Below are 13,889 nucleotides of genomic sequence, written 5' to 3' on the forward strand. Positions count from 1 at the left end.
ATGATATTTTGGTATGTTTAATTTGTAAGTTAGTTTTAATTTAGAATGTATCTTTGTATTTTTCTCTAATATTTAAAAATTTATCTAAATTGGCAAAGAAAATATCTATTAATTGAGGATCAAAATGTTTTCCTTTTTCATTTTCTAAAAAAGTAAAAATATCTTTGTCTATCCAAGCTTTTTTATAACATCTATCACTTCCAAGAGCATCAAAAACATCACAAATAGCAGTAATTCTTCCATAAATACTAATTTCTTTTTTACTTAATCCATATGGATATCCACTACCATCCCATTTTTCATGATGCTCCTTTGCTATAATTGCAGCCATTTTTAATAAAGGTCTATCAGAACCTTTTAATAAATCATATCCTTTTATAGCGTGAGTTTTCATAAGTTCAAGTTCTGAATTATTAAGCTTTCCTGCTTTATGCAAAATAGAGTCTGGAATTGCCACTTTACCAATATCGTGCATAGGACTTGCTTGTTTTAATAACTCACAATCCTCTTCTTTTAAGCCTACTAAATTAGCTAGTAAATAAGAGTACTCAGCAACTCTTTTTACATGATTTCCTGTTTCTTTACTTCTACTTTCTCCAATAGTTCCCATAGTAAAGATGATTTCTCTTTGAATATCTTCAATATCTTTATTTGCAGTTATATCTTTTCTAACTGCACTATATCCTACATGTTTTCCTTTTGAATTAAAGTATGGCTCAAATTCAGCTTTAACCCAATAATACCCACCATCTTTTTTCTTATTTTTAACTTCAAGATTTACCTTTTCACCTTTTTTGAGTTTTTCCCAAAGATATCTAAAACTCTCTTTTGGCATATCAGGGTGTCTTATGATATTGTGATTTTTACCAATTAACTCATGTTTTTTATAGCCACTAATTTTACAAAAAGCTTCACTTACATGAACTATTATTCCTTTTAAATCAGTTTTTGAAAAGATTACATTCTTGTCATAAATCTCCAAAAGTGAATTTAAATACTCTTTTTGTTTTCTAATTTTATGCGTTTTTATCTTGACTTTACTATTTAAATATTTCACATAGTTTCTATTGATTATATATAAAGAAGTTAGAGTTATAATAATAATTAGTGTTATAATTGCAAAAAGAAAGTTTACTTCCATTTCACTTATTTTTGAAGTATCAATACTCTCTTTTTTTATAAAAAAGAAGAAATATCCCATATCCCCACCATGAAGATCTTTTATCTCATCTTTTACTACAAAATATTCATCAAATAAAAGGTAATCTTCTATTTTTAAAAATTTATCTATTCCATAATTTTCTACTCTTTTCATAAGCTCTTTATTTGCATTTAAATTTGCAATATAATTTTTACCTATAAAAAGCTTTGTAAATGGTTCTATAAATCTATTTGTATACTCTTCATGTAATACAAATAAAGGTTCGATATTTTTATTTTTGAATTCTTGGGCAATAGAGTTGAATTTTGAAATCATTTCAATCATTCCAATAAAATTTTTATTTTTATCATAAATTGGAAGCATTGTTTTGAAAGTCATATCAAATCTTCCAGTACTAATAGTTATCATTTCCCTTGGATTTTTTATCATATCAGCAATATCAAGTCTAGCAGCTGCTGCATTATCACCAATTTTATTGGTCCAACTTCTGTAAAAACTATAACCATTTTTATCAATAATTTGAATCCATAAATTCTTATTATCACTAAAATGTTGAATATTTTTTAACTCTTCTTGGAAATTAATAAGATTTCTATCATTTTTTAAAAGAGCTTCTTTTACAGAATTATCTCTACTTATTAGGTATGTAATAGCTGAAGTATTACCTTTTTTCTTTGAAACTTCATCTGCAAATAACTTTTTAATTTCCTCTATTTTAGAGTTATAAATTTGAGTTTTTAAAGCTTTTTTCTCATTGTTGTAAAATAAAAATAATAAAAAAGTGATAACAAGTAGCAAAATAGATATTGATATTAGTCTTTTCATTAGGCAATTATAGCCTAAGTTATTATTCTATTATATTAAAAGTATCATTTTTACCAAGGACCTTGGAATTTAATAACTTTATGTGTTACTTTACTTTTATGTTTCGTTTTTCGCCCTTGAACTCTTTTCCTCCATCTTTTAAAACCTTTTGGTGATATTAAACTTCTCATCTTTTTTTTCACCTGATTCTCTGTTAATCCATAAAGCTCATAAATAGTATCAAAAGTTGTTCTATCTTGCCATGCCATTTCAATCAATCGATTTAAGTCATTTTCAGTATAGTTTTCATCTCTAATTTTATTTTTTTGTTTCTTTTCTTTTTTATAGTACATATTTACTCCATGATAAATTAAAATCATATTTTAGATTTATATGAAGATTATTAATAGGATAAAAATGTAAATTTATAAAATATTTTAATTTATTATTTTGTTGTAATTATAAATAAAAAATAGTATAATCAATATCTTAGAGAATAGGGAGAGCTGTTTGCTAAAATTAGTATTACTTTTAATTATTTTTTTCACAACTTTATTTGCTGATAACAAACTAACAAAGGTTAAGTTACAACTGCAATGGAAGTTTCAATATGAATTTGCAGGTTTTATAATGGCTAAAGAAAAAGGCTTTTATGAAGAACTTGGGATAGATGTAGATTTTATAGAGTTTGAGCCAGGAATGAACTTAGTAAAAGAGGTTATTGATGGAAACAAAGAGTTTGGAATATGGAACTCTTCAATAATTTCTGAATTTTTAAATGGACAAGATATTGTAATTCTAGCAAACTACTTTAAGCGTTCACCTTTAGCACTTATCACAAGACCAGAAATAAAAATACCTTCTGACTTAATAGGTAAAACTATAATGGTACATGAGTATGATGCAAATAGTGCTAATTATCAGCAAATGTTCAATATGTTTGATATAAAAAGAGAGAGTATTAATATCATAGATCCAGACTTCAAAAAAGTTGATTTTGATGGAATTGATGCAATTTCAATATTTTTGACAAATGAAACATATAATTTTATTAAAAATTCTACTCCCTATAATATTTTAGACCCAAGTAATTATGGTGTTGAGTTTTCAGATATTAATCTTTTTACATCTGATGCATTTTCTAAACAAAATCCAAAATTGGTTAATGATTTCATAAAAGCATCTACAAGAGGTTGGAAGTATGCAATTGATAATATAAATGAAACTGTAGATATTTTATATTCAAAATATAATAGTCAAAATAAAACAAAAGATGCACTTCTTTTTGAAGCCATTGAAAGTCAGAAGTTTATACTTTCAAAATATTATGAACTAGGAAAAGTTGAAGAAGATAAATTAAACAAAATGGCTAAACTATATATCGAACTTGGTTTAGCTGATAAACAAAGAAATATCTCATCAATGATTTATCCAAATAATATAAGTAATAGTTTATTAACAATAGAAGAATTAAAATTCATTAAAGATAATCCTGAAATAATTATAGGAAGCGATAATTCTTATGCTCCTTTAGATTTTTTATTAAATGGTGAGTCAACTGGATATAGTGTAGATTTAATTAAAATGATTTTAGAAGAGTATGGTTTTAAACTTAAATTTAAACCTTATGACAAATGGCATAATGCAGTCAATGATTTTTTAAAAAATGAAGTAAATATATTAACTTCAGTATTTCAATCCAATAAATATGAAAAAAAAGCAAATACATCAATTCCATATCTAAGTGCACAAGATATTATATTAGTTAGAAAAGGTTATAATGAGATTACAAATGCATACGATTTAAGTGGAAAAACAATAGCTTTACCTAAGGATTATTCTTATTTAGATTTTTTAATTGAAAATGGAATTGAATTTAATCATTTAATAGTTGAAAATATGCAAGAGGCTGTAAATGCCGTTGCAAGTGGGAAAGCAGATGCAACTGTAGAATCAGATATAGTGATTGATTATATTATAGATAAAAATGGATATATAAATTTAAAAAAGATTTATACTATTTTTAATCCAAAAGTTGATAAATATCATAATTTTATATTTGTAGTAAATAAAGATAAACCAATTTTGAACTCTTTAATAAATAAGGGTATTAAAAATTTAAGTGTTTCAAAAAGAAGAGATTTAGCTTCTAAATGGCTTTATAATAATTTAAATGTTGTTGAAAAAATAAATTTATCTGAAACTGAAAAAGAGTTCATATCAAAAAAACCAGTTATAACAGTTAGTAATGAAATAGACTATCCACCTTTTGATTTTACTTTAGATAATCAAGCTGTTGGATATAGTATTGATATGTTAAAACTTATTTCAAATAAAACAGGACTAGAGTTTGAATTTATAAATGGTTATAAATGGAATGAACTTCTTGAAATGTTTAAAGATAGAAAAATTGATATTTTACATACTCTTTCAAAAACAAGTGAACGTTCAAAATTAGGAATTTATTCTAAGCCTTATGTTTGGTTTAGAAGTAAGTTTATAACAAGAATTGATAACCCAGATATAAATGATATTGATGATTTAGAAAATAAAATTGTAGCTGTTGGAAAAAATTGGTCAATAGAAAAGTATTTGTATAAAAACCATCCGAAAATAAAACTATTAGTTTTAGACTCTTTAGAATCAATTTTAAGTGCAGTATCAAATGGTGAGGCAGATGCTGCAATAATAGACGATTTAACTGCAAAATATAGTATAAAAAAGTATGGATATTATAATCTTAAAATCTCATCATGGTTTAGAAAATTTAATAATAATCAACCTTCATCTTATCATTTTTTAGTACAAGAAAATATGAGTGTATTAAGTGATATTTTAAATAAAGCAATTGAAAGTATAAGTGTAAAAGAGTTGAATGATTTAGAAAAAAAGTGGTTTGGAAATAGACAAAGTGAATTAGATTTTCTATATTTAACTTCTGAAGAAAAAGAGTATTTAAATAATAAAAAAGTTATTAATATGTGTGTTGATCCAAATTGGATGCCTTTAGAATCAATTAATAATGGTAAACATCAAGGTATTGCAGCAGATATAATTAATTTAATAAAAGATAAAACAGGTTTAAATATTCAATTAAAACCAACTAAGAATTGGACTGAGAGTTTAATTAAGATTGAGCAAAGGGAATGTGATATTGTTTCTTTAATTATGAAAACAGAAAGTAGAAGTATATATTTAGATTTCACAAAACCTTACTTAAGATATCCTTTTGTAATTGCAACATTAAATAGTGAAATGTATATAGATAAAATTGATTCTATAATAGATAAAAAAATTGCATTAGTTAGAAATTATGCAATCTCAGATATTTTAAAAGTTAGATTCCCTAATAAAGAGTTTATAGAAGTTGAATCTATTCAAGAAGGTTTAGAGTTATTAAAAAAAGGTGAAGTTTATGCCTTTATTGATACCTTGGTATCTGTTGCATATAATATCCAGAAATATAACTATGTAGATATTAAGATTTCTGGAAAATCTGATTTAGTTTGGGATTTATCAATTGGTACACGTAATGATGAAGTATTTTTAAAATCAATTATGCAAAAAGCTTTAAATTTAATAACTCAAAAAGAGATACAAGATGCATATAATCAGTGGTTTCATGTAAAATTTGAACAATCTGTAGACTATTCGTCATTAATAAAATATCTTCTTATAGTAGTTGTTATAATTTTTGTTTCAGTCTTTATGATTAATAAGCTTTATAATGAAAAAAGAAAAACTCAAAAAGCATTAAATAATTTAAAAGAACTACAAAAAGAGTTAGAATTAAAAAATGAAGAACTAGAAAAAATATCAATAACTGATAAACTTACAAATATTTATAATCGCCACAAAATTGATGAAGTTTTAAAATATGAATTATTAAGATTTGCAAGAACAAAACAATCTTTTGGTTTAATTATTGTTGATGTAGACTATTTTAAATCTGTAAATGATGAGTTTGGTCATAATGTTGGAGATAATGTTTTAGTATCGATTGTAGATGTTATAAGAAATAACATAAGACAAACAGACATATTAGGAAGATGGGGAGGAGAAGAGTTTGTTATAATTGTCACTGAAACTACAAAAGAGGATATAGTTTACTTCTCTCAAAAACTTAGAAAAATAATAGAATCAACCCCTATAGAAGATATTGGTTTTAAAACTTGTAGTTTTGGAGTAACATTATCAAAAAATGGTGATAATTCTAATAAAATAATTGAAAGAGCTGATAGTGCACTTTATTTAGCTAAACAAAAAGGAAGAAATAAGGTTGAGTTTATAGATTAATTATTTAAAAATTCACTCATATAAGTTCTATAATAAAGTGGAACTTGGTTTTGTTGTAGTTTTAGATTTTCTCTCTCTTTTATGGAAACAGCATTAAAAAAACTTTTCCATAATTTTTGAAATTTTTCTTCATTTTCACTAAATTTTGGAGTTTCAAAACTAGCTACTTCTTGAACTTGAATATAATCTTTATTTTTGATAAATGCAAGTTTTCTTTTTACATCATGGATTATGAAATTTTGGTTATTGAACCTTTTCATAAAATGTCTTGCTAAGAAAAGAAGTACATTAAACTTACTATCAATTTTGGCATATAATGTTCCATCTTCAAGCTCTTCAAATCTAGCATAGGCATACATTCTATGAACTAGTGAGAAAAGCTCTTTTTCTAAGGCTCTTAAGTTAAATATAGTCTTAATATTGATATTAAATAAATCTTTTGGATTTTTAAATCCAAGTATGATGTAGTGAAGTAAATCAAGTTCAAATTCTCTTGTATCACATAAAAAGATATTTAAAATTTTTTCAAGTGCTTTTTTGGGAAACTTCTCTTTTATTGCTGCTAACACTTTGATACTACTTTTTTTTGAAGTTTCTATCTCAATTAGTTCTTCAAGAATTAGTTCATTTGGAAGTTTTTTATATATTCTAGTTGGCTGCAATTTTTTATAATATACCTCATAAACAAGGCTTAAAAAACCTTCAAAACTGCCATCGTATATTAAAATCATAATTCACCTGTGATATTACTATATTGTAGGTCAAATAGACTTGGTTGATGAATCTTTTTAGGTTCTGGTTTTGTAAGTGCTGCTTTGATATTTTCTCTATAAAAAGGTACTTGTTTTTGGAACTCTTTATTACATGTTATGAAGTATTTTGCTCTTTTTATAGAAATTTTTAACTTCTTTAAATCATCAAATGTAAGTCTTTTGAATCTCCTAGCACTAAGTATTTTCATAACACCTCTTGCTCCAATTCCTGGAACCCTAAGAAGTTCTTCTTTACTTGCAGTGTTTACTTCCATAGGAAAGTACTTTAAATTGTTTAATGCCCAAGATGTTTTAGGATCAACCTCTTCATCTAAATTTGGAAACTCATCACTAACTATTTCATCCCAAGTAAAATCATAAAATCTAAGTAACCAATCAGCTTGATAAAGCCTATGCTCTCTTAAAAGTGGTGGCTTTGTGATAGTTGAAGGTAATAGTTTATTTTTATCATTTACAGGAATATATGCACTATAATATACTCTTTTTAAAAGTCCTTTATCATACAAAACAGAACTTAGTTTTAATATATCTTTATCACTTTCAGGAGTTGCACCAACTATTAGTTGAGTACTCATACCTATAGGTTTTCTTTCACGCTCTAAGCTTATATCTCTTGCATATTTAAGTGGTTGCAGTACACTTGCTTTTGTTTTATTTGGCGCTAGTAGTTTTAAGCTTTTATCACTTGGAAGTTCTATGTTAGAGCTAACTCTATTTGCTAATTTTACAATTTCTTCTACTAATTCCATACTTCCACCAGGGATTAATTTTACATGTATATAGCCATTAAATTTATACTCATTTCTTAGAATTTTTAGAGTTCTTAAAATTAAAGTCATAGTATGGTCTTCATTTGAGATGATTCCAGAACTTAAAAAAAGACCTTCTATATAGTTTCTTTTATAAAAGTTTATTGTAATATCAGCTAGTTCTCTTGGACTAAATGCAGCCCTTGGAATATCATTTGATACTCTATTTATACAATAAGCACAATCATAAATACAGTAATTTGTAAGTAGAACTTTTAATAGTGAAACACATCTACCATCTGAAGTATATGTATGACAGATTCCACTACTATGGGTTGCTCCTAACTCTCCTTTTTTATAGTTTGACTCAACGCCACTTGAACTACATGAAACGTCATATTTAGCACTGTTACTAAGTATTTCCATTTTTTCATATATATCTTTTCTCATTTTAGTATCTTATATAAAAATTTTACAAATCTTTGATTTTATGTCATTTTGTAAGATTTAATTTTCTTAACTTTCGCACCTAAAACCAAGCAATTTTCCAGTCACATCTCTTAATAGATCAATGATAGCTGTAAAATCCTCATTTCTATTGACAACTTCTTCAATTTTTGCAATCTCATCTAAAATAGCTAAAAATGCTTGCATAGCTATTGCTAGAGTATGAAGTTCACATTCTAAATCTTTAAACAATCCACCAATTGTTTTAGGTTCATTGCTGATACGATTTATATAGCTAACAACATTGTATGTAAAAAAAGATAGTGTAATTCTGGCTATCAAAGCTTCATAGATTCGATTCTCTTCTTTTCCGAATCCAAAGTGTTCACGAAGTTCTTTATACCCTTGTTCTATATCCCATCGTCTTTTATAAATATCTATAATCTCTTCATCACTAAGTATAAGATTGGTTGATACGATTGGTATTAAATTCTCTTTTGTTTTTATAAAAACAATTTTTAATTTACCAGCTTTTTTATGTTCAACTATGGTTGAAAAATACTCAAACTTTATCTTTTTGCCATATTGACCCATCTTGATAGATTTAAGCTTTTTAAATTTGTTATAGATGCCATCAAGGGTCTTTTTCTCTCCTGTAAAATTCCATATCCTGTCATTGTTTACCATTCTTGAAATGACTTGCAATCCAAGTTCATTCATAGTTTCTATAAATACAGGTTTAGAATACCAGCTATCTACAAGCAGATAATCTGCATATATACCACTAGCTACTGCTCTTTTAATCATCTCTATAGCAATTTGTGATTTCCCTTTTAAGCTTTCCAATCTTCGCTTATGTGCATTGGTTCGATGATCAATAATATTTGTAAACTCTTCTATCTTTACCCTTGCATAACTGTTCATAGCAATTGCAAAGTCCAACATAAAATTTGAATAACCATCACTATAGTTTAGTGATACAACATTTACACCTCTGATTTTTCTCTTTGCTTTATTGCTCCAAAGGTTGTCACAACTTCCCTCTATATTTTTACCAACTTTATCTTCAACAGTATCATCAAGTATAAGAACTCTTACTAGCTTTGAATCTTGCACTTTATGAAGTAGTGATAAGATCTTTAAAGAACTAAGAGATAATAGTTTTCTCCAATTATAAGAAGTATTGGAAAGTAATCGATAATATACATCTTTTTTGAAACTATCATTACTTTGATCCATAAAGGTTGATATTTTTTTATTCATAACCAGCATATATACAAAATGTAATACAACCATATGAACAGCAACTCCCTCTTTTTTAGAAAAATTGCTCTTGGTTAAAATAGTTTTCATATTTAACAAACGTAATGTTTCATAGATTGGATTTTTTAACTTATCGTTTATAATACCGATGATCTTGGATTCTATCTGCATTCTTACCCTTTAATATAATAGATATTATAGCTAAAAGTGCCTATTTAAGGGCTTTATTGAGAGTTCAAAATAGAAAAATATCATAGAAAAACAACTAAATTATTTTTATGTCAACAAGGATAAGATTATTAACTAAAGGAGTAATGTTTTAGGGAGATTTAGCTACAATTTTAATCAATTTAACGTGCGAAAGTTAAGTTAATTTTCTTAAAAAATCATTTGCTATTAAAAGATGTTTTGATAGCTTTTGTTCATCCATTTTTTTTAGTAAACTTATTTGCATTTTCATTCTTGGATTTTGTTCAAATTTTGGCGAATGCACAAGTAAAAACCTCCAATATAAAGCATCTACAATCTCACACCAACTCTCACTTTTTTTATAATCACTCATCTTTATTATATAATTAGAACTAGCAATATAAGGCTTTGTAGTAATACTTCCACCATCACTAAAACCACTCATCCCATACACATTTCCTACCATTACCCAATCATATGCATCGATGTAATATCTCATAAAAAATTCATAAACATCATTTGGTTTAATTTCAAGTAGTAAAAAAAGATTTCCAAGTATCATAAGTCTTTCTATATGATGATTATAAGCACTTTTTTTAAGCTTTTTTACACAATCATCAAGTGGTGCAATACCAGTTGATGCATTTAATATCTCTTTTGGCATTGAGTTTTTAAATTCAAAGAAATTGGAGTTTCGTAAACTCACATGAGAGTCTTGATAGATTCTTAGCATAAACTCTCTCCAACCAATAATCTGTCTTATGAAACCTTCTTTTGCATTATAAGGAGCAGGGGCATTTATGATTTTGTCTATTAGCTCATTTAAATCAATTAATCCTATATTTAAACTAGAAGAGATATTTGAGTGAAATAAAAAGTGATGAGATTTATCGCTAGTTATAGCATCTTGATAATCCCCAAATAACTCAAACTTCTCTTTTATAAAATATTCAAGTTGAAGTGATGCTTCATCATAAGTAGTAGGGGAGTAAAAATCATCATTTAATACACCTACTGTTTTAAACTTTTTACAGTATTCTTTGGCTTCAGTGATATATTTGTTTTCATAAGACAAAGTAGGGGGAACTTTAATATCTTTTGGTAGCTTCTTTCTGTTTTCACTATCAAAACTATATTTTCCGTGAAGTGGTTTGCCATTTTCCATAAATATATTTAGTTCATTTCTTCTATTTATATAAAACTTATGCATGAACTTGTTTTTATCATTTGGGTTTATAAAGTTTGGATTTTTTAGTGTAGTTATATTTAAAAAGTTTGTATAAATTTTTTTTTCTAAATAATTATCAAAAAGTTCATATATAAAAATCTCTTCATTTTTATATTTACCTAAATAACTCTCATCTTCAAAGTATTCAACTATAACTCCATTTTTAATTAAATACTCTTCATAAAATTTCATACTAGCTCTATGCAGTACTAATTTTTGTATATGAAACTCATATTGAGTAAAAAATAGAGGCTCTTCAATTAGAAGTACTTTTTTATTTTTTAATTTTGTTATATCTTTGAATAGTTGATTAGGATAAATTATAAATATTTTCATAATTTAAATTTATAGTAATTTTGGATTATTTTGTAGTAATTTTTTGTATTTTAGTTACTTAATAGATATTTTACTCTTCTTGTTTAAATTCTATTTGAAAACAAGCTCCCTTATAATGTTTATTATTAAATTCGAAATTTTTGTTTGATACTGAAATATTACCATTCATACTATCTTTAATTATTTTATGGGACATGTATAAACCTAATCCCGTACCATGATAAGTGTGTTTTGTTGTGAAATAAGGTTCAAAAACTCTATTAATTATAGAGTCTTTAATTCCCCCTGCATTGTCTAGTATCGAAATAACTATACTATTATTTACTTTTTCTAGTTTTATAATAATAATTTGTTCGTCTCTATGATTTGTAATAAATGCATCTTTTGCATTAGTTAAAATATTCATAATAACTTGGCTAAATTCATTATAGTAATTTGTGATAAAAATATCTTCATACTCTTTTATTATCTTAATTTTATTTTCAATTAAAACAGATTCAATTATTGATAAATTTTTATCAATATTTTCAGAAATATTAAAGTTTGTTTTTTCTTTATCATCTTTTAAAAATTGTCTGAAAACTTCTATTGTGTTAGATAAATGTTCAGTTGTTTCTACAATTTTATTCATTGAATTTAATAAAAAATCATCATCAAGTTGATTGAGTTGTTGTTTTATTTTAGTACTTGAAGCTGCAACAGATACTATACTTAATGGTTGTCTCCATTGGTGGGCGATATTGCTTAACATTTCACCCATTGATGCTAATTTACTTTGTTCTTGTAGTAAAATTTCCTTGTTTTTTAGTTCAGTTATATCTAATAGTGAAATAATTTTGCATATTTGATTATTAAAATTTGTTTGTTTAACATTTAAAAGTGCATAGGTTTGTTTTTTTAAATCCAACTTTATTTCAATTGGCTTTTCAGTTTGTGTGTTTAAAAGTTCACAATTTAAATGAAGTTTTTCAATTCCTTGATTAATAAACTCTTTTTTATCTTTAAAACCAAAAAATTTAACTGCTGTATCATTACAATCAATAATTTTTTTATCTCTTAATAAAACAATAGCTTCCATAGTTGTATTTAAAAGCAGATTTAATTGACTGTTTTTTTCTTCAATTTTCTCATTTTGTTGTTTTAGTTTCAAGTTTATTTCTGATAATAAAGTTGTATCATAAATATAAACTATTACCAACTCTTCGTCATAATCTAAAGGAGTTATAGTAATATTTTGTTGCATATTTTTGAAAACTTTGTCAGTTACTTTATTTAATTCTATTTCGATTAAATTTTCATTTACTTGAGATGTATAAAAAGTAGTTGATTTTAATGTTAAAGCTGTAACAATTTTTCTTAGAAGTTTTTTTCCATTGATATTTGGGTAAACATCTGTAATAGTTTTACCAACTATATCATCAGCACTAATTTTTGTTCTAATCTCTAACCATCTATTCCAAAATTTTACTTCAAGTTTTTTATTTAATACTATTATCCCATTATCAACAGTATTACATATTACATCATATTTGTTCTTATTCATTTTAAAAGCTATCGATTATATTGTTTAGTTTTTCTTTTATTAATAAAATAGAGTTATCAGTAGTTAAAATAAGAAGTTCTCCATCTATATTTAAATCTTCAAAAATTAATCTTGTTGAAATAATAATAACCTTTTCGTAATTATTAATAAAATCATTATTTAAGTCATCTACGCTATTTATAAGTTTTATACTTGGTGGAGAAAATGATACATTACTTTGTATATCTTCCGCTAGTTTACCAATAGTTGAAGATGATAAGATATTTGTTATTTCTAATATAATATCTGATATTTCTAAATCATTAATTTCATCATCATCTAAACCAAATTTAAGGGCAACATTAGTAGCAGATTCTCTATCTATTACAAACATATTTTCACCATTTAATGAACCATTGATTTCTTGTAGTGAGACAAAGTGCTCAGATTCTAAATCAAGTTCATCTTTTAGATAATTTTTTAGTTCACTAAGATTTAAAATTTTGATTCTAGGAATAGTTAATGTTGCAAAAGCATCAAAAATATCTGCAATTGCTGCTGTTGCTGAACCATATGCTATATTCATTAGTTCTTGTAAACAATCTATTTCATCTTCAGTTAAACTTATTTCTAAATTCATGTTAAATCTTTTCTATAATTTGATTCAATTTTGCTGCATCAATAGGTTTTTTTATAAAGCTTGTTGCACCTAATTCTCTAGCTTTTTCTATAGAGTTTTTTTGAATATCAGCTGATATTATTATAACTGTAGCGTTTTCATCAATTTCTTTGATTTTTTCCAAAGCTTCAAATCCATCCATTACAGGCATTGTTAAGTCTAAAAAAGTTAAATTCGGTTTATATAATTGATAAGATTCTACAGCCTCTTTTCCATTACAAGCTTCAATTATTTCAAAATCTTTTTTGTCTAAAATTTCATTTAATGTTTTTATTACCATTTTCCTTGCTATCTTTGTATCATCTGTAATTAAAATCTTCATATAAATCCCTATTTAAAAATAAAAGTGACATTCTATCAAAAAAATGATATGAAATTATTGATTTTTGGTTTATTTTATGTTTAATTTTTAATTTTGTTTTTATAAAAGTACAATTTGAT

At 25.5% G+C, this 13,889-nt stretch carries 10 protein-coding genes; 1 reads left to right on the forward strand and 9 read right to left on the reverse strand.

What is annotated here, in order from left to right; all coding sequences use genetic code 11:
* Window positions 1-40 precede the first annotated feature (40 nt).
* Window positions 41-1,987, reverse strand: coding sequence for an HD domain-containing phosphohydrolase (locus tag APAC_RS05965; protein WP_130233245.1), 1,947 nt, complete (start codon window positions 1,985-1,987; stop codon window positions 41-43).
* Window positions 1,988-2,037: 50 nt separating this feature from the next.
* Window positions 2,038-2,319 carry a TIGR03643 family protein gene (locus APAC_RS05970; RefSeq protein WP_130233246.1) on the reverse strand — a complete coding sequence of 94 codons (282 nt, stop codon included), beginning with the start codon at window positions 2,317-2,319 and terminating at the stop codon, window positions 2,038-2,040.
* A 157-nt stretch (window positions 2,320-2,476) separates the two neighbouring features.
* Between APAC_RS05970 and APAC_RS05975 the strand changes: the two genes are divergently transcribed.
* Window positions 2,477-6,262, forward strand: coding sequence for a transporter substrate-binding domain-containing protein (locus APAC_RS05975; protein WP_130233247.1), 3,786 nt, complete (start codon window positions 2,477-2,479; stop codon window positions 6,260-6,262).
* Here the strand turns inward: APAC_RS05975 and APAC_RS05980 are convergent.
* The 7 genes from APAC_RS05980 to APAC_RS06010 all read right to left on the reverse strand — a co-directional run bounded on the left by APAC_RS05980 (window position 6,259) and on the right by APAC_RS06010 (window position 13,770).
* Window positions 6,259-6,993, reverse strand: coding sequence for a TIGR03915 family putative DNA repair protein (locus tag APAC_RS05980; RefSeq protein ID WP_130233248.1), 735 nt, complete (start codon window positions 6,991-6,993; stop codon window positions 6,259-6,261). The two genes, APAC_RS05975 and APAC_RS05980, sit on opposite strands and share 4 nt — an antisense overlap.
* The gene (locus tag APAC_RS05985; protein ID WP_130233249.1) at window positions 6,990-8,234 is read right to left on the reverse strand and encodes a putative DNA modification/repair radical SAM protein; all 1,245 of its coding nucleotides are present in this window, start codon (window positions 8,232-8,234) and stop codon (window positions 6,990-6,992) included. Before APAC_RS05985 ends, APAC_RS05980 begins: the two co-directional genes overlap by 4 nt.
* Before the next feature lie 66 nt (window positions 8,235-8,300).
* Window positions 8,301-9,665 carry an IS4 family transposase gene (locus APAC_RS05990; protein WP_130232179.1) on the reverse strand — a complete coding sequence of 455 codons (1,365 nt, stop codon included), beginning with the start codon at window positions 9,663-9,665 and terminating at the stop codon, window positions 8,301-8,303.
* 193 nt (window positions 9,666-9,858) lie between these two features.
* On the reverse strand, window positions 9,859-11,247 hold the full coding sequence (locus tag APAC_RS05995; RefSeq protein ID WP_130233250.1) for a cryptochrome/photolyase family protein: 1,389 nt from the start codon (window positions 11,245-11,247) through the stop codon (window positions 9,859-9,861).
* 70 nt (window positions 11,248-11,317) lie between these two features.
* The gene (locus tag APAC_RS06000) at window positions 11,318-12,790 is read right to left on the reverse strand and encodes an ATP-binding protein (RefSeq protein WP_130233251.1); all 1,473 of its coding nucleotides are present in this window, start codon (window positions 12,788-12,790) and stop codon (window positions 11,318-11,320) included.
* A 1-nt stretch (window position 12,791) separates the two neighbouring features.
* Window positions 12,792-13,409 carry a chemotaxis protein CheX gene (locus APAC_RS06005; RefSeq protein ID WP_130233252.1) on the reverse strand — a complete coding sequence of 206 codons (618 nt, stop codon included), beginning with the start codon at window positions 13,407-13,409 and terminating at the stop codon, window positions 12,792-12,794.
* Window position 13,410: 1 nt separating this feature from the next.
* Window positions 13,411-13,770: a response regulator gene (locus APAC_RS06010; protein ID WP_130233253.1), complete on the reverse strand. Its 360-nt coding sequence runs from the start codon at window positions 13,768-13,770 to the stop codon at window positions 13,411-13,413.
* Window positions 13,771-13,889 lie beyond the last annotated feature (119 nt).

The organism is Malaciobacter pacificus, from assembly GCF_004214795.1.
GTDB lineage: Bacteria > Campylobacterota > Campylobacteria > Campylobacterales > Arcobacteraceae > Malaciobacter_A > Malaciobacter_A pacificus.

Coding starts and splice junctions, on each gene's coding strand:
- APAC_RS05965 (WP_130233245.1), bottom strand. CDS start 1,987: ATGAAAAGACTAATATCAATATCTATTTTGCTACTTGTTATCACTTTT.
- APAC_RS05970 (WP_130233246.1), bottom strand. CDS start 2,319: ATGTACTATAAAAAAGAAAAGAAACAAAAAAATAAAATTAGAGATGAA.
- APAC_RS05980 (WP_130233248.1), bottom strand. CDS start 6,993: ATGATTTTAATATACGATGGCAGTTTTGAAGGTTTTTTAAGCCTTGTT.
- APAC_RS05985 (WP_130233249.1), bottom strand. CDS start 8,234: ATGAGAAAAGATATATATGAAAAAATGGAAATACTTAGTAACAGTGCT.
- APAC_RS05990 (WP_130232179.1), bottom strand. CDS start 9,665: ATGCAGATAGAATCCAAGATCATCGGTATTATAAACGATAAGTTAAAA.
- APAC_RS05995 (WP_130233250.1), bottom strand. CDS start 11,247: ATGAAAATATTTATAATTTATCCTAATCAACTATTCAAAGATATAACA.
- APAC_RS06000 (WP_130233251.1), bottom strand. CDS start 12,790: ATGAATAAGAACAAATATGATGTAATATGTAATACTGTTGATAATGGG.
- APAC_RS06005 (WP_130233252.1), bottom strand. CDS start 13,409: ATGAATTTAGAAATAAGTTTAACTGAAGATGAAATAGATTGTTTACAA.
- APAC_RS06010 (WP_130233253.1), bottom strand. CDS start 13,770: ATGAAGATTTTAATTACAGATGATACAAAGATAGCAAGGAAAATGGTA.